16 protein-coding genes and 1 riboswitch are annotated in these 15,611 nt (G+C 38.4%); all 16 genes read left to right on the top strand.

Translation table 11 applies throughout. The annotated features are described in order from the left end of the window. Window positions 1–3 precede the first annotated feature (3 nt). Entirely contained in the window at window positions 4–681 is a 678-nt protein-coding gene (locus NST91_RS19935; protein ID WP_341332534.1) for an iron-containing redox enzyme family protein, read from the top strand. 155 nt (window positions 682–836) lie between these two features. After that, complete coding sequence (gene hpaB, locus NST91_RS19930; protein WP_341332533.1) at window positions 837–2,273, top strand: 4-hydroxyphenylacetate 3-monooxygenase, oxygenase component; 1,437 nt, start codon at window positions 837–839, stop codon at window positions 2,271–2,273. 136 nt (window positions 2,274–2,409) lie between these two features. Then, on the top strand, window positions 2,410–4,473 hold the full coding sequence (locus tag NST91_RS19925; RefSeq protein ID WP_445724517.1) for a transglycosylase domain-containing protein: 2,064 nt from the start codon (window positions 2,410–2,412) through the stop codon (window positions 4,471–4,473). A gap of 185 nt (window positions 4,474–4,658) precedes the next feature. Further along, a complete protein-coding gene (locus tag NST91_RS19920) occupies window positions 4,659–5,204 on the top strand; it encodes an NfeD family membrane protein (protein ID WP_121447130.1) in 546 nt (181 codons plus the stop codon). After that, window positions 5,201–6,736 carry a flotillin lipid rafts scaffold protein FloT gene (gene floT / locus NST91_RS19915; RefSeq protein ID WP_341332531.1) on the top strand — a complete coding sequence of 512 codons (1,536 nt, stop codon included), beginning with the start codon at window positions 5,201–5,203 and terminating at the stop codon, window positions 6,734–6,736. The genes NST91_RS19920 and floT overlap by 4 nt, the downstream gene beginning before the upstream one ends. A 1,559-nt stretch (window positions 6,737–8,295) precedes the next feature. Further along, window positions 8,296–8,856 (top strand): RNA polymerase sigma factor SigY, encoded by a 561-nt coding sequence (gene sigY, locus NST91_RS19910; protein WP_341332530.1) that lies wholly within the window; start codon window positions 8,296–8,298, stop codon window positions 8,854–8,856. Next, window positions 8,810–9,169 carry a YxlC family protein gene (locus NST91_RS19905; RefSeq protein WP_341332529.1) on the top strand — a complete coding sequence of 120 codons (360 nt, stop codon included), beginning with the start codon at window positions 8,810–8,812 and terminating at the stop codon, window positions 9,167–9,169. Before sigY ends, NST91_RS19905 begins: the two co-directional genes overlap by 47 nt. Beyond that, the gene (locus NST91_RS19900; protein WP_121447126.1) at window positions 9,156–9,359 is read left to right on the top strand and encodes a sigmaY antisigma factor component; all 204 of its coding nucleotides are present in this window, start codon (window positions 9,156–9,158) and stop codon (window positions 9,357–9,359) included. The genes NST91_RS19905 and NST91_RS19900 overlap by 14 nt, the downstream gene beginning before the upstream one ends. Further along, complete coding sequence (locus tag NST91_RS19895) at window positions 9,356–9,565, top strand: hypothetical protein (RefSeq protein WP_257215761.1); 210 nt, start codon at window positions 9,356–9,358, stop codon at window positions 9,563–9,565. The genes NST91_RS19900 and NST91_RS19895 overlap by 4 nt, the downstream gene beginning before the upstream one ends. Beyond that, entirely contained in the window at window positions 9,546–9,860 is a 315-nt protein-coding gene (locus tag NST91_RS19890; RefSeq protein WP_121447125.1) for a heavy metal-binding domain-containing protein, read from the top strand. The genes NST91_RS19895 and NST91_RS19890 overlap by 20 nt, the downstream gene beginning before the upstream one ends. 78 nt (window positions 9,861–9,938) lie before the next feature. Further along, a riboswitch (TPP riboswitch) is annotated at window positions 9,939–10,102 on the top strand. A 99-nt stretch (window positions 10,103–10,201) separates the two neighbouring features. Then, window positions 10,202–10,882 carry a thiaminase II gene (gene tenA / locus NST91_RS19885; protein WP_341332528.1) on the top strand — a complete coding sequence of 227 codons (681 nt, stop codon included), beginning with the start codon at window positions 10,202–10,204 and terminating at the stop codon, window positions 10,880–10,882. A gap of 25 nt (window positions 10,883–10,907) precedes the next feature. Further along, the gene (locus tag NST91_RS19880; RefSeq protein ID WP_341332527.1) at window positions 10,908–11,492 is read left to right on the top strand and encodes an ECF transporter S component; all 585 of its coding nucleotides are present in this window, start codon (window positions 10,908–10,910) and stop codon (window positions 11,490–11,492) included. 13 nt (window positions 11,493–11,505) lie between these two features. Further along, entirely contained in the window at window positions 11,506–12,969 is a 1,464-nt protein-coding gene (locus NST91_RS19875; protein WP_341332526.1) for an ABC transporter ATP-binding protein, read from the top strand. 20 nt (window positions 12,970–12,989) lie between these two features. After that, the gene (locus NST91_RS19870; RefSeq protein ID WP_341332525.1) at window positions 12,990–13,760 is read left to right on the top strand and encodes an energy-coupling factor transporter transmembrane component T family protein; all 771 of its coding nucleotides are present in this window, start codon (window positions 12,990–12,992) and stop codon (window positions 13,758–13,760) included. Between the two features lie 105 nt (window positions 13,761–13,865). Further along, window positions 13,866–14,885: a thiazole biosynthesis adenylyltransferase ThiF gene (locus NST91_RS19865; RefSeq protein ID WP_341332524.1), complete on the top strand. Its 1,020-nt coding sequence runs from the start codon at window positions 13,866–13,868 to the stop codon at window positions 14,883–14,885. A gap of 534 nt (window positions 14,886–15,419) precedes the next feature. Then, window positions 15,420–15,596 (top strand): hypothetical protein, encoded by a 177-nt coding sequence (locus tag NST91_RS19860; protein ID WP_341332523.1) that lies wholly within the window; start codon window positions 15,420–15,422, stop codon window positions 15,594–15,596. The last annotated feature ends 15 nt before the right edge of the window (window positions 15,597–15,611 follow it).

The raw sequence follows: 15,611 nt of genomic DNA, 5'->3' as shown, positions 1-15,611 counted from the left end.
ATAATGGAGAAATTTGTAGAGTTAAAGAATGTGACAGTTGGTATGTTTCAAGGTGAGGAAATTGAACAACATCCATTATTTGTGGCTTTGGCAAAAGGGGAATTTTCTGCAGAACAACAAAAGGAGATTGCACTTCAAATTTACCACGTCGTTCTTTACTTTCCACGCTTTTTGTCAGCGATTTTAACGAATATGTCAGACTATCGAATGAGAATGCCACTTGTGGAAAACTTGTTTGAAGAGCATGGGAAAATGAACGAGAAATATGTTCATAGCGAGACGTATAAACAGTTTTTGAAAGGGATTGGTATATCTGAAGAAGAAATATACGAAAGCGAACCATGCATACCCGTTCTTGCATACAACCGTGCATTAACTGATCTCTGTCTCCACTATCATTATTTGGAAGGGCTTGCCGCACTAGGTGTAATTGAAGAAATTGTTGCCCGTGTTTCTCCATTAGTTGGCCAATTTGCGAAAAACAACTATGGGAGCGAAAACAAATCACTCGTTCATTTTACAGATCATGAGGTACTTGATGTGCAACATGCAAACGAAATATATGAAGTAGTGGCTCGAGGATATGAAGGAGATCAAAAAAGAATTATCGAACGTGGCCTGAAATTTGGGATGTACTATCACTCTAGGATGTATACAGACATCTTAGAATTTGTTCGATAGTTCCATTTCGTGTCTACCGACACCTGAAGTTTTCAACTAGGTGCTAAACATCTTCGGAAGTTCAAATCTCTCCACAGGTTGTTCTTGAAAAATGGTCTCACGTGATATTAAAGAGGCGCATATTTTAGGTTAGTAGCCTGTGGAGGTGTTAGTAAATGGGAATAATTTCCGGTAAAGAATATATTAATAGAATTAATAAACTGCATTCTGATATATGGATTGACGGGGAAAAGGTGAAGGGGAATATTTCTGAGCATCCTGCTTTCCGTGGAGTCATTGAGAGTCAAGCGAAGCTCTATGACCTTCAATGTAAATCATCAAATCAAGACATCATGACCTTTCCTTCTTCTATAACTGGTAATCAAATAGGAACTTCCTATCTAGAGCCGAGAACCAAAGAGGATTTAGAAAAAAGACGTCTTATGATACAAACTTGGGCAAAAAGTACACTTGGAATGATGGGAAGATCCCCTGATTATATGAATACGTGCTTAATGGCTGTTAATGCTGCTGATTTATTTTCTTCTAATAATCCGGAGTTTGTGAAAAATCTCCGTAGGTTTTATGAGGAAGCATGTGAAAATGATTATTCATTTACCCACACCTTTATAAATCCACAAACAAACCGTTCCCTTTTTCATATGGAGGACGAAGATAAAATTATAGCTGCCAAGGTTATTGAAAAAAGAACAGATGGAATTATTATTCATGGTGCAAGATTGCTAGCTACACAGGGGGGGATTACAGATGAGTTAATCGTCTTTCCGTCCGGTGGAAATATAGTTAATAAAGATTATGCTTTTGCCTTCTCAATTCCAAGTAACACAAAAGGATTAACTTTTCTCTGCAGAGAATCATTTGCATATAGAGAATCAACGTTTGATCATCCTCTAAGCTCGAGATTTGAAGAAATGGATACGATCATCGTTTTTAATAATGTTCTTGTTCCTTGGGAACGGGTCTTTTTGAATGAAAGTATTGATTGTGCCAATAAAATGTATACAGAATCAAGCTTCTTTCCATTGGTCCTGCATCAAGTTCTTTCTAGACAGGTTGTCAAAACGGAATGTCTGCTTGGAGTAGCCCAAGCTTTAGTGGACACTATTAACATTGGTGAATATCAGCATGTACAAGAGAAAATCAGTGAAATTATAGTTGGGCTAGAATCTTTGAAAGCATTATTATTATCATCTGAACTGCAATCGAAATTGGATAAATGGGGTACAATGGCACCTGCAATCAATCCTCTATACAGTGCGATAAATTTATACCCTCGTCTATACCCACGTTTTACCGAGATTCTTCAGCTATTAGGTGCAAGTGGATTAGTTTCAATTCCAACTGAAAAAGATTTTGCTTCTGATATGAGGGCTGATCTTGATCAATATTTACAAGCTGCAAACGCTAATGCGTATGATAGAGTTAAACTATTTAGACTCGCATGGGATCTTTGTGTTAGTGCATTCGGATCACGACAAACCCTATACGAGCGTTTTTTCTTCGGTGACCCAATACGACTTGCAAGTAACCTATACCGCTCATACGATAGAACTGAACTCACAAATCAAATTAAAGAATTCTTAAAAAGCTAATTCGCGACAGTTCCCCCTCCGCTAACCAATTTTTTAAAAATATATCTTTTGTATGAACATAAAAACATTTCTTGTTCGAATAAATATATGTAGCGCTATTTTTGCGATATTATTCTTACTAGCACATTTGGAGGGCATTCGAATAATGGGAAAAAACTTCATGAAGACATTGTCCGAAGTAGGAAAGGTAAAAATCATCCTGTTAATTGGGTTGGTTTTTATTTTAGTTATTACTATTGGGCTCAACATGTATATCAATTCTCGGGATGTTAGTGCTTTGAACAATCCATTGCCGGAACCAACTATTATCTATGATAAAAATGGAGAAATCGCGAGTAAGGTACCTGGACCTAAAATCGAAGGTGTCAGCTATGAAAAAATTCCGCCACATGTTATCAATGCCTTAGTTGCCATTGAAGACCGTCGATTTTACAAACATCCGGGGGTGGATTATATCGGTATTTTTCGTGCGCTTTTCCGAAATTTAAAAGCGGGTGGTATTGTCGAGGGCGGAAGTACGATTACCCAGCAATTAACAAAGAACGTCTTTCTAACTCATGATCAAACCCTGAAACGAAAAATTGATGAATTCTTCCTTGCTCAAAAGATAGAACGTACATTTTCAAAGGAAAAAATAATTGAAATGTATTTGAATCAAATCTATTTTGGTGAAGGGGCATGGGGCATAAAAAATGCTTCAAGAACGTATTTTGGCAAAGAGGTTAATGAACTAACAGTTAGTGAAGGAGCCATTCTTGCTGGTATTATTAAAGCACCTTCGACGATGAACCCATTAATTAACGAGGAAAAATCGCTTAACCGCAGGGATCTTGTATTAGCAGCGATGGAGGAACAGGGTTATTTATCTTCTGACCAAGTGAAGGAAGCAAAGGCACAAGAAATCGTGTTCAAGGGACGACAACTTGATCCATATGAAGGAAAATACCCATTTTACGTCGACTATATTATTGAAGAAGCCATTGAAAAATATGGACTCACCCAAAATGAGGTGATGTCTGGTGGTTTGGAAATTTATACAGAACTTGATCCTCACATGCAGGAATCTGCTGAAAATGTATACAATAATGACAGCCTATTTCCTGCAAGTCCAGAAGATCAATTGCTACAAAGTGGTGCTATTTTAGTAGACCCGAAGACGGGTGGAATAAACGCTCTAGTTGGAGGTCGTGGTGAGCATGTATTTCGTGGTTTCAATCATGCGACTCAATTGAAAAGGCAGCCGGGTTCAACAATCAAACCACTTTCAGTATACACGCCAGCTTTGGAACGAGGCTACAGTGTGTATGATGTCCTCCCTGATAAACCAATGAGTTTCAACGGCTACCAACCATCAAATGTAAGTGGAAGTTTTAAAGGCAGTGTCACTTTATACGATGCAGTGAGGAATTCCGATAATGTTCCAGCAGTGTGGCTCTTAAATGAAATTGGACTAAAAAGCGGGATTGATGCTGTAAACGAATTTGGTCTTCCGATTACGGAAAATGATCATAATTTGAGTCTTGCTCTTGGAGGTCTGGATAAGGGGGTCGCCCCCATTCACATGGCTGAAGCCTATACAACCTTTCCAAATGAAGGGAAAAAGATGAAGGCACATGCAATTTCAAAAATTATTGATACAAATGGCGAAACCATTGCCGAGTGGAAAGAAGAGCCTGTACAAATTACAACCCCAGAGGTTGCAAAAAGAATGACATTCTTGCTGAAAGGTGCTGTTGAGAACGGGTCTGGTCGAAATGCGAAAATAGAGGGAAGAGAAGTAGCAGGTAAGACCGGTTCAACTCAGGTAGCTATTGATGGTGTAAATGGGGCAAAGGATATTTGGATGGTCGGATATACGCCTGAACTTGTTGGTGCAGTCTGGCTTGGATATGACAAGACAGATGAAAATCACTATTTAACGACTACTAGTTCAACGGCTGCAACCATTTTTAAAGAATTGATGCAACAGTCATTAAGTAATACCCCACCAACTTCATTTAATCTCCCAGCCTATCAGGCTCCTGTTCAGAAAAAGGAGAATGAGTGGAAGAACCAAGATAAGAAAAATGATAACGGCAAAGGTAAAGATAAGTGGAAAGAAGAAGGAAAAAAGAAGAAAGAAGAAGCGAAAAAAAGGAAAGAAAAAGAGAAAGAGCGTAAAAAGGAAGAAAAAAAGAGAAAGAAGCATAATGATGACTAAGAGGAAGGTCCCGGATGAAGGGATCTTTCTTTTTTGTTTAATACGATTGTTACATAAGATTTACTTCTGGATTACAAATTATCTAAAATTCTTTTTAAAAAAATGAAACCTTTTTCAAGTATTTTCCGTAAATGAGAGTGTAAAGAAAATTTCATAATTATTATGTTGGATTTGGAGGTGAAGCTATGGAATTATTCGGATATGACATTGAAACGATTTATTTGATTGGCTTAGTCATTAGTGGAATCGGTACCCTTCTTTTTATCCTATTTGGCGATTTTTTAGAGGGAATTTTTCCAGATAGTTTCTTAAGCCCAACACTTATCTTCTCATTCCTCACCTTTTTGAGCGCATCTGGGTACATTTTTGAAAAAATACTTTCCTTTCATAGTTTATTAATTTTTGTTATTTCACTTGTATTAGCACTTATTTTAGTCACATTATTAAATGTATTTGTATTAATCCCGTTGTCTTCTGCTGAGGAATCGATGGTATACAGGGAAGAAGATTTGAAAGGGAGAATTGGAAAAGTAATTACTTCAATCCCGATTGATGGCTTCGGCGAGGTTGTCATTGAGGGAATCAGTGGCACAATCGCTAAATCTGCTAAGAGCTTTAATAATGAACCAATTCCATATGATGAAAAGGTTCTTATTATAGATGTAAAGGAAGGCGTTGCCTACGTCCTGCCTTACCAAAATATGATGATTAAAGGGGGAAATCAACAATGACAACAGGAATTTGGATTGTAATTGGGGTAGTCGCATTTTTACTTCTTGCACTTATTGGGGTATTTGTTACAAAGTACAGAACGGCTGGTCCCGATGAAGCTCTTATTGTAACGGGTAGTTATTTAGGTGGCAAAAATGTTCATGTAGACGAATCAGGAAATCGAATCAAAATTGTCCGCGGTGGCGGTACATTTGTACTTCCTGTCTTCCAACAGGCTGAACCTTTAAGTCTCTTATCTAGTAAACTAGATGTTCAAACACCCGAAGTTTACACAGAGCAAGGTGTGCCGGTAATGGCGGATGGAACAGCAATTATTAAAATCGGTGGTTCCATATCTGAAATTGCAACAGCAGCAGAACAATTTTTAGGTAAGCGAAAAGAAGATCGAGAAAATGAAGCAAGAGAAGTATTAGAAGGTCATCTTCGTTCAATCCTCGGTTCAATGACCGTCGAAGAAATCTATAAAAATCGTGATAAGTTTTCACAAGAAGTACAACGTGTCGCATCACAGGATTTAGCGAAAATGGGTCTTATCATTGTGTCGTTTACAATTAAGGATGTTCGTGATAAGAATGGTTACTTAGATTCACTTGGTAAGCCAAGAATTGCTCAAGTAAAGCGTGACGCAGATATTGCAACAGCTGAAGCTGAAAAAGAAACACGTATTAAACGTGCAGAAGCCGAGAAAGAAGCGCAGAAGTCTGAGTTAGAGCGAGCTACTGAGGTTGCGGAAGCAGAAAAAATCAATCAATTGAAAATTGCTGAATTCCGTAGAGAGCAGGATATCGCGAAAGCACGTGCTGACCAAGCATACCACTTAGAGGAAGCGAGAGCGAAACAAGAGGTAACTGAACAGCAAATGCAAATCCAAATCATTGAAAGACAGAAGCAAATTGAACTCGAAGAAAAAGAGATCCTACGTCGTGAGAAGCAGTACGATTCAGAGGTTAAGAAGAAAGCAGATGCTGACCGTTACTCAGTTGTTCAAGCGGCAGAAGCTGAAAAAGCGAAACAGTTAGCTGAAGCAGATGCAAATAAATATCGAATTGAAGCAATGGCAAAGGCGGAAGCAGAGAAAATCCGTATTGATGGTCTTGCAAAAGCGGAAGCACAACGTGCACAAGGGGAATCTGAAGCAGATATTATCCGTTTGAAAGGTCTTGCAGAAGCAGAAGCAAAACAAAAAATTGCAGAAGCATTCGAGCAATATGGGAAAGCGGCTATCCTCGATATGGTTATTAAAATGCTTCCTCAATATGCGAAAGAAGTGGCAGCACCATTATCAAATATCGACAAAATTACAGTTGTGGATACTGGTAGTAATGGGGAAAATAGTGGAGCCAATAAGGTAACTGGTTATGCTACTAATTTGATGTCAACTCTTCAAGAGTCGTTAAAAGCATCCTCAGGTATTGATGTAAAAGAAATAATTGAAAACCTATCTGGTAAAGGTAATGTGAAAAACAGCATCGACCAGTTAACGGATGAATTAGTCCAAACTAGAAAAGCGGAGCCAACAGATAAAGAATAATATGAATCGAAAAGCAGCTTACTCAAAAGCTGCTTTTCTTTTTTGCGTTGAATTTGTAAAGTGTTATTGCGTCTAGGATATTAGAAGAAAGCGAGCAAGAGTCGGAAAGAAAGTGTGATTCGGACAAGGCTATAGGAAATCTCTAGGCATGAGTCCGAAAAATAGTGTGATTCAGACAAGGCCAGGGGAAATCTCCAAGTATGAGTCTGAAAAATGATGTGATTCAGACAACACCCGAGGAAATTTCCGGTCATGAGTCCGAATGCGGGTGTGATTCAGACAAGGTCAGAGGAAATCCCCTAGTATGAGTCTGAATAAGGGTGTGATTCGGACAAGGCCAGAGGAAATCTTCATGCATGTGTCTGAATGCGGGTGTGATTCAGACAAGGCCAGAGGAAACCTTCATGCATGAGTCTGAATAAGGGTGTGATTCGGACAAGGCTATAGGAAATCTCTAGGCATGAGTCCGAATAAGGGTGTGATTCGGACAAGGCCAGAGAAAATCCCCTAGTATGAGTCTGAATAAGGGTGTGATTCGGACAAGGCCAGAGGAAATCTCCAAGTATGAGTCTGAAAAATGGTGTGATTCAGACAACACCCGATGAAATTTCCGGTCATTAGTCCGAATGCGGGTGTGATTCAGACAAGGTCAGAGAAAATCCCCTAGTATGAGTCTGAATAAGGGTGTGATTCGGACAAGTCTATAGGAAATCTCTAGGCATGAGTCCGAATGCGGGTGTGATTCAGACAAGGTCAGAGAAAATCCCCTAGTATGAGTCTGAATAAGGGTGTGATTCAGACAAGGCAAGAGAAAATCCCCTAGTATGAGTCTGAATAAGGGTGTGATTCGGACAAGTCTATAGGAAATCTCTAGGCATGAGTCCGAAAAATGGTGTGATTCGGACAAGGCAAAAGGAAATTTCCAAGCATGAGTCCGAATGCGGGTGTGATTCAGACAAGGCCAGAGGAAACTACTAAGGATGAGTCCGAATAATGGTGTGATTTCAGACATGGCCCGAGGAAATCTCCAAGTATGAGTCTGAATAATGGTGTGATTCAGACAAGGCCGGAGGAAACAACTAAGTATGAGTCTGAATAAGGGTGTGATTCGGACAAGGCTATAGGAAATCTCTAGGCATGAGTCCGAATGCGGGTGTGATTCAGACAAGGCCAGAGGAAACCACTAAGTATGAGTCCGAATAATGGTGTGATTTCAGACATGGCCCGAGGAAATCTCCAAGGATGAGTCTGAATAATGGTGTGATTCAGACAAGGCCGGAGGAAATCCCCAGTCATGAGTCTGAATAAAGGTGTGATACAGGCAAGGGCCAATGGAAATCTCCAAGCAAGAATCCTAATTTCGCATGATTTGGGCAAGATCCGAGGATAACTCCATTTTGAGTCAAAATGGGGAATGTAATTTTCTATAGGATGGGTTAAACTGTTGAAAACGTATATAATAAATTTTTTTTAACTGAGAGTGAACTTTTTAATGACTTCATACGTATTATTAGCGAAAAATAAAAAATAACAAATTTTCTCGGGGGAGAATTCAATGCATGGATGAAAAGGAACTAATTCGCAGTGCAAAGCGTGGTGACTCACTCGCGTTTGCAATGCTTTTTAAAGAACATTATCCTTTTTTAGTTAAGTATTTAATAAAAGTTACAATGAAACCTGATATTGCTGAAGACATCGCACAAGAGGCAATGATGAAAAGCATGGAAAAAATTAATATGTATAACGGTAAAGCAAAATTCTCCTCATGGCTCATAACAATTGCTACGAACTTATACATAGACACTATCCGCAAAAAGAAACGCGAACAAAATTATCAACAGGAGCAAGCATTACGAAAAATGAAGTGGCAATTCGAGAACCATTCTGAGGATTGGAATGATGTTCTTGATGCACTGGGAAGGCTTTCAGATGAAATTCGGATTCCAATTGTTCTCAAACATTATTATGGATATTCATATGAAGAAATCGCTGATATGCTTCATATCGCCATCGGTACTGTTAAATCAAGAATACATAATGGAATTCATACAGTGAGAAAGGAGTTGAGACCTAATGAAGAAAAACAAGCTAACTCTATTAAAAAACGAACAACGACTTGAAGAGGATCCAGAAACGATTCAAGATATAAATGAAGCACTCACTAAAATAGATCATCATTACTCGGTTTTCACTCCGGACCTACAAGTATTTGAACAAATGGTAGCAACTGCACAACAAAAACAAAAGAAGAAGTTTAGACGAGAACTGACCGCATTTATTTTGATTGCATTATTCATCATGACGGCTTTAATAACGTCATTTTTCCGTCTTCCTCTTGCATTTATTGTGATTCAAGGTATTGCAACAATTAGCTTTCCAGTATATAGCTTCTTTCGTTATCGAAAAAAGGTGATTGTACATGAATACGAATGATACTCTACTTATTATGGTGGCAGTGATTGCCCTTCTTATTCAAAGCTTTTGGTTGTTTTTAGATGCTCGAAAGCGGGGGCATAATTATTGGTTTTGGGGAATATGGGGATTAATTCAATCACCGTTGCCCCTTCTTTGTTATCTTATTATTGCAAGAAAAATTTATCGACGTAAAGCAGGTAGGGAATGATGAGGAATATTGCAAAATATATTGTATTAATGATAGCCATTGTTGGACAAATCGTAGGAATTGTATTTTTGTTTATTGATATTTCAAAGGCACTAACATTCTATGCCTTTTACATGGTTGCCATTATTCTATTATTTGCCCTATTAGTATGGGAACGAAAACGTGAGAAAGAGGAGGATGACGAAAATGATTATCGTGACTACTGATTTTGTACCTGGAAAAGAAGTAAAAGAACTTAAAGGATTTGCAAGAGGAGGTACAGTTCAGTCAAAGCATATTGGTAAAGATATAATGGCTGGATTAAAAACAATTGTTGGAGGAGAGATCTCCGATTATACTGAAATGCTAGAAGAAGCCCGCCAAAAAGCAATTGGTCGAATGGTGGAAGATGCAAAAGCAAAAGGAGCAAATGCAGTAATCGGGATGCGATTACAAACCTCAGCTGTTATGCAAAATGCATCTGAAATTATTGCATATGGAACAGCAGTTTATGTAGAGTAACTAGTAAAACTTAAAAAAGCCTTGATAATTATTTCCAACATGTTATGATTGGAAATAAGAAAAATTGCATAAATAATATTATTCCACTAGGGGTGCCTTTAAATAAGGTAAATGTATTAATGGTGTTATACCTTTGAATCGTTTACCGGAAGGCTGAGATTGAGGATTGTTTTATCATAACCTTGAGACCCTTAGAACCTGATCTGGTTGATACCAGCGTAGGGAAGTGGGTAGACGGGTCTCTTTATTTTTATTTGTCTAAATCCAAACCACTTTCTTTACGTTGGTAAAGAAGGTGGTTTTTTATTTTGCAAATAACAGTAAAGGGAGGAGAATTGAACATGTTATTTTCAGAAGAAATACGTAAAGAGGCAAACGATATTTGGGAGGCAAGCTTTGACCATCCATTTGTCACAGGGATTGGAGACGGTACATTACCAATTAAATGTTTCCGTTACTATGTCATGCAGGATGCCTATTACTTAACTCATTTTGCAAAAGTGCAATCTTTAGGCGCAGCAAAGGCGGAGGACTTACATACAACAAACAGGCTTGCTATTCACGCTCAAGGAACTTACGAGGCCGAACTAGCGCTGCATAAAAGCTTTTCCGGAAGACTTGGGATTACGGAGGAAGAAAGAAAAAACTTTAAACCCGCACCGACAGCATATGCATATACATCACACTTGTATAGAGCCGCATATTCAGGTCATTTGGGTGATGTAATTGCTGCTTTATTACCATGTTATTGGCTATATTATGAAATTGGTGAAAGACTTAAAGGTTGCAAACCAGAAGAGCCGATTTATCAGGAGTGGATTGCGGCGTATGGTGGGGATTGGTTTAAAGAACTAGTTGAAGAACAGATCGATAGAGTAAATGAATTGGCAGAAAAAGCGACGCAAGAGGATCGTGACCGCATGAAGGAACATTTTATGATTAGTAGTCAATATGAATACTCCTTTTGGGAAATGGCGTACAAATTAGAGAACTGGCCAGTTCAATCAAAACTATCTGTCTGAACGAAGGAGAAGAGGAGAGGTATTAATGAGCAAAGGATTAAAACTAACTGATATTTTGGTTACGATCGTAATCGCCATTGCATTTGGAATTGTTTATATTGTTTGGGGTTCTTTATATTATGTTGTAAAGCCGATTGGGCTGCACGCCGATCAGTTAATCTATGGAATGTGGTTTATTGCAGCGACTGTTGCGTATCTTGTGATTCGTAAACCTGGTGTTGCATTACTGGCAGAAATTGCAGCTGCCTCAGGTGAATTTATTTTAGGGTCTCCATGGGGCCTAACCGTTCTGCTGTACGGTGTTGTACAGGGGCTGTTTGCTGAAGCAGTGTTTATGCTCTTTCGATATAGAAAATATAATCTTGCTGTGGTCGTCTTGGCAGCAATAGCTTCTTGTCTAGGGTCAGTAATAATGGATTTTGCGTATGGAGAAATAGGTGACTTAGCTACCTGGAATCTCATTTTGTTCCTAGTTGCTAGATTCGTAGGTTCCATCTTGTTTGCTGGTGTTTTTGCTTATTACCTAGTTAGTGCCTTGGAAATGACAGGGGTAACAAAACTTGTACGCCCACTATCCAGCAGTGATTTTGATGCACTAGATCAAAAATAAAAGGGGATCGAATATGGAATCAATTGCCTTTGTAGAATACCTACGTTTAACATTTCCTGGAGATAAGTCCTTGCTTTTTAAGGACTTATCTTGCCATATTAAAAAAGGGGAGAAAATATTAATTCTCGGGCCTTCAGGTTGTGGAAAGTCAACAATTCTTCAAGTGTTAAGCGGGATTATCCCAAACTCGATAGAATTACCAATGAAGGTAGATAAGTTACAGATCCCCAAAGCATGGGGCTATGTTTTTCAGGATCCTGATTCACAGTTTTGCATGCCTTATGTTGATGAGGAACTTGCATTTGTCTTAGAAAATTTACAAATTCCTAGGGATCAAATGGATGAACGGATAAAAAGTCTTTTAGAGCAAGTTGGATTAGATTTGGAAGATATCCACACAAACATCCAAACCTTGTCAGGAGGAATGAAACAACGTTTAGCCATAGCATCTGTATTGGCATTAGAGCCAGACGTATTATTTTTAGATGAGCCTTCATCCATGCTTGATCCAGCTGGGACACAGGAAATTTGGGAAGTGATAAGAAATGTTATGGTGGATAAAACAGTGGTCATCGTAGAGCATAAACTGGAGCACGTCCTTCCAATTGTTGATCGAATAATCCTTTTCAACGAAGCTGGAGAGATTATTGCAGATGGATCTAAAACTGAAATTTTTTCTAATTATAAAACGGTCATCAACGAACAAGGTATTTGGTATCCAGGAGTCTGGGATCACTTTGTTCAAGACTTTAAATGGATGCAATCTATTAATACAGCAGAGTTTAATCCCCCATCTATTCGACTAGAGGAATTTAAGGGATATAGACAGAAAAAGGAAAAAATATATATTAACGATGTTCAAGTTCAGGAAGGAGAGTGGATTGTGGTCAAGGGGAGAAATGGTGCTGGGAAAAGTACCCTGCTTCACTCCCTCATGCAATTCATTCAAACAAAAGGTCACTATTCATTATTTGGAGAAGTAGTTACAACCTCAAAAAAGCTAGATCACGCCATGACATTTGTATTTCAAAACCCGGAGCTTCAATTTGTAACAAACTCTGTTTATGAGGAAATTGCTTATTCGTTAAGGATTGATAAACGAAGTGAACTAGAAATATCTGAGACCGTGGAGGAACTTCTACGAATCTTTCACCTCATAGAACATCAAAACAAACATCCTTACCAGTTATCTATGGGACAAAAACGAAGATTAAGTGTAGCAGCCTCTATTGTAAGGGATCAGCAAATACTTTTACTAGATGAGCCCACATTTGGACTTGACTCAAAAAATACGTTTGCCCTTCTTACTTTACTAGAAAATTATAGACAAAAGAACAAGACAATCATTATGGTTACTCACGATGAAAAAATTGAAGAGTATTTTGCGACAAGAAGTTGGACCATTGAGAATGGGAGATTAGTAAAAGATCAATTGTTGAATCAAGTGAAAGTAAATCTTAGCCTCTTGAGAGTGTAAACAGGGAAAGGAAATTACTCATGGAACTTTTAAGTAAAGATACATGGCTACATCGAATAAATCCAAGTATAAAGCTATTCGTACTAATCAGTTTATGTATTGCAGTATTATTCATTGATACTCTTCAGCTTCTTATTCATATTTCATTGGTCGTTTTTATCTTATTCTTTGGATTCACAGGACATTCATTTAAACGAATCATTCTTATTACTTTGCCATTTTTGCTTATTTTTCTCTCAACCTCATCATCTATGATTCTATTTGGTAAAGGAGAGACGGTACTTTTTAAGTGGGGACTTATAACAATCTCCGAGGAAAGCATTTATAAAGGGTTAGTTGTTGGTTTTAGAGGAATTATATTTGCAGGTCTAGGCTTAACGTTCGCTTTAACGACACGGCCTGTTTTTCTTTTTTATTCGTTGATGCAGCAGCTAAAGTTGCCGCCTAAATATGCATATAGCTTTATGGCTGGATTACGGTTGATTCCCATTATGATAGAAGAGTTCCAAACGATTCAAAATGCATTGCGCGTTCGTGGGATTGAACACCAAAAAGGGATTCGCTCTATCTTTATTAAACTAAAAGCATATTCTATTCCGTTATTATCACAAAGTATTAGGCGAGCACATCGGATAGCAGTTGCTATGGAGGCAAAGCGCTTTTCGAATCATAATAATCGTACATTCTATTATGAACTGACTCTTTCAAAGTATGATTTGGTTTTTATTCTATATTTCGTGATTATGGTAAGTCTTGGTTACTATCTCTCCAGTCCATTATTTTTGATTTAGGAGTCCGGTTACTTCATGGAAGGGAACTAGATGTGTTACGATAATTTTAAGTTAAGGAATAAGATATTTTGGGATTTAGGAGTTTGAAGGAAGGATTGATGTGGGGTGACTGAACGCTATTCTCGCCAAGAGTTATTTACTCCAATTGGATTGGAAGGACAAAAGAAGATTAGAAGTAAGCATGTGTTAATTGTAGGTGCTGGTGCACTAGGTACGGGCAGTGCTGAGGGACTGGTTCGAGCTGGAATTGGAAAGTTAACAATTGTAGACCGTGATTATGTAGAATGGACAAATTTACAAAGACAGCAATTATATAGTGAAGAAGATGCGGCAAATCGTTTACCAAAAGCTGTTGCAGCAAAACAACGCTTAGAAAAAATAAATTCAGAGGTCGATATCCGGGCTCATGTCATGGATGTTTCCATTCAAGAGATTGAAAATATCATTGATCATGTTGATTTAATAATCGATGCTACCGATAATTTTGACATAAGAATGCTCTTAAATGATGCTTCACAAAAGTATAAGATTCCTTGGATTTACGGGGCATGCGTTGGGAGCTATGGAATTAGCTATGCTATTCTTCCTGGTCAAACACCATGTCTGCATTGCCTCTTAGAAACTGTACCCATGGGTGGACTAACATGTGATACGGTGGGAATTATTAGTCCAGCTGTACAGATGGTGGTAGCCTATCAGGTAACCGAAGCTTTAAAAATATTGGTTGAGGATTACGATGCATTACGCAGTAAATTGGTTTCGTTTGATTTATGGAAAAATCAACATACCGCGATTAAGGTTGATCGTGTGAAAAAGGAAAGCTGTCTTTCCTGTGGAACAAATCCAACCTATCCTTTTTTATCCTATGAGAATCAAACAAAGTCAGCTGTTTTATGTGGACGAGATTCTGTTCAAATACGGCCTAGTGAAAAAATCGAAAGAGATTTAGATTCACTTGCGGAGCTTTTATCCACCCAAGGTGGCAAGGTCGAAAGAAACCCATACTTACTATCCTTTCAAAAAGGACAAAACCGAATGGTCATTTTCAAAGATGGGCGTGTTCTCATCCATGGAACAAAGGATTTATTAGAGGCTAAAAGCCTTTACCATCGATATTTGGGATAATTTCAAATTGAGGAACTTGTCGAAAAACTAGTGATTGACAATAACATGTCCATGATGGTAATCTAACAAAGTATTAAGATTACTACAAAATGGAAGGGAGGGTAACGAAATGAAAAAGCAAAAGATTTATCCAATTAACTTTATACAATTCGTGACCCTTCCTATTGTAAATATAGATTGATAGTCCACGACTATCAAAATTAACATCTACACAAAGGATACACAGGTCACGCTATGCGGACGTGTGTTTTTATGTGCTTTTTAGGGCATATCGCGCTTGCGCCGGTATGCCCTTTTTGCGTCTTTTTGGGTACAACAACCTCAAGGTTGTTTACTATAAAAATACAAAAAGAATAAGTGTTCAAAAGGAGGATGAAGAGGACCGCGTCGACAAAAACGCCACGGCCTCATGTCTTGTCGACACTAGCACGTCCTGTGCGTCGAAATTTCAAGGCGACGCGAGCACCCGAGTACCGGAGCGAGGCAACTGCTTGAGTTAACATCCATGCAGCCTTACGCTGAGGAATTGACTTCGTGAATAAACTAGCAGACGCAAGCGCATGTCCTAGTTATTACCATGTTCTCGGAGAAATGTTTGCAGAAATTCGAAGCGTCATATTCACCGCACTTTTTGAACAACAACTAAGGGAGGAAGTTGAAATGAATGTGATTATTGCATTGAAATATGTCGGAGATCCAGAAAGCGGTTAGAACAGTGGAACGTGA

Source organism: Ferdinandcohnia sp. FSL W7-1320, from assembly GCF_038050315.1.
GTDB lineage: Bacteria > Bacillota > Bacilli > Bacillales > Bacillaceae_L > Ferdinandcohnia > Ferdinandcohnia aciditolerans.
The sequence above is the reverse complement of the archived record's forward strand: the minus strand, read 5'-3'. Positions and strand labels throughout refer to the sequence as shown.

Bases quoted from the DNA above. Each gene is read 5' to 3' on its own strand.
- NST91_RS19900 (WP_121447126.1), top strand. From the start codon at position 9,156: ATGAATACGAATGATACTCTACTTATTATGGTGGCAGTGATTGCCCTT.
- NST91_RS19880 (WP_341332527.1), top strand. From the start codon at position 10,908: ATGAGCAAAGGATTAAAACTAACTGATATTTTGGTTACGATCGTAATC.
- NST91_RS19920 (WP_121447130.1), top strand. From the start codon at position 4,659: ATGGAATTATTCGGATATGACATTGAAACGATTTATTTGATTGGCTTA.
- NST91_RS19935 (WP_341332534.1), top strand. From the start codon at position 4: ATGGAGAAATTTGTAGAGTTAAAGAATGTGACAGTTGGTATGTTTCAA.
- NST91_RS19875 (WP_341332526.1), top strand. From the start codon at position 11,506: ATGGAATCAATTGCCTTTGTAGAATACCTACGTTTAACATTTCCTGGA.
- NST91_RS19905 (WP_341332529.1), top strand. From the start codon at position 8,810: ATGAAGAAAAACAAGCTAACTCTATTAAAAAACGAACAACGACTTGAA.
- hpaB (WP_341332533.1), top strand. From the start codon at position 837: ATGGGAATAATTTCCGGTAAAGAATATATTAATAGAATTAATAAACTG.
- floT (WP_341332531.1), top strand. From the start codon at position 5,201: ATGACAACAGGAATTTGGATTGTAATTGGGGTAGTCGCATTTTTACTT.
- NST91_RS19870 (WP_341332525.1), top strand. From the start codon at position 12,990: ATGGAACTTTTAAGTAAAGATACATGGCTACATCGAATAAATCCAAGT.
- sigY (WP_341332530.1), top strand. From the start codon at position 8,296: ATGGATGAAAAGGAACTAATTCGCAGTGCAAAGCGTGGTGACTCACTC.
- tenA (WP_341332528.1), top strand. From the start codon at position 10,202: ATGTTATTTTCAGAAGAAATACGTAAAGAGGCAAACGATATTTGGGAG.
- NST91_RS19895 (WP_257215761.1), top strand. From the start codon at position 9,356: ATGATGAGGAATATTGCAAAATATATTGTATTAATGATAGCCATTGTT.
- NST91_RS19890 (WP_121447125.1), top strand. From the start codon at position 9,546: ATGATTATCGTGACTACTGATTTTGTACCTGGAAAAGAAGTAAAAGAA.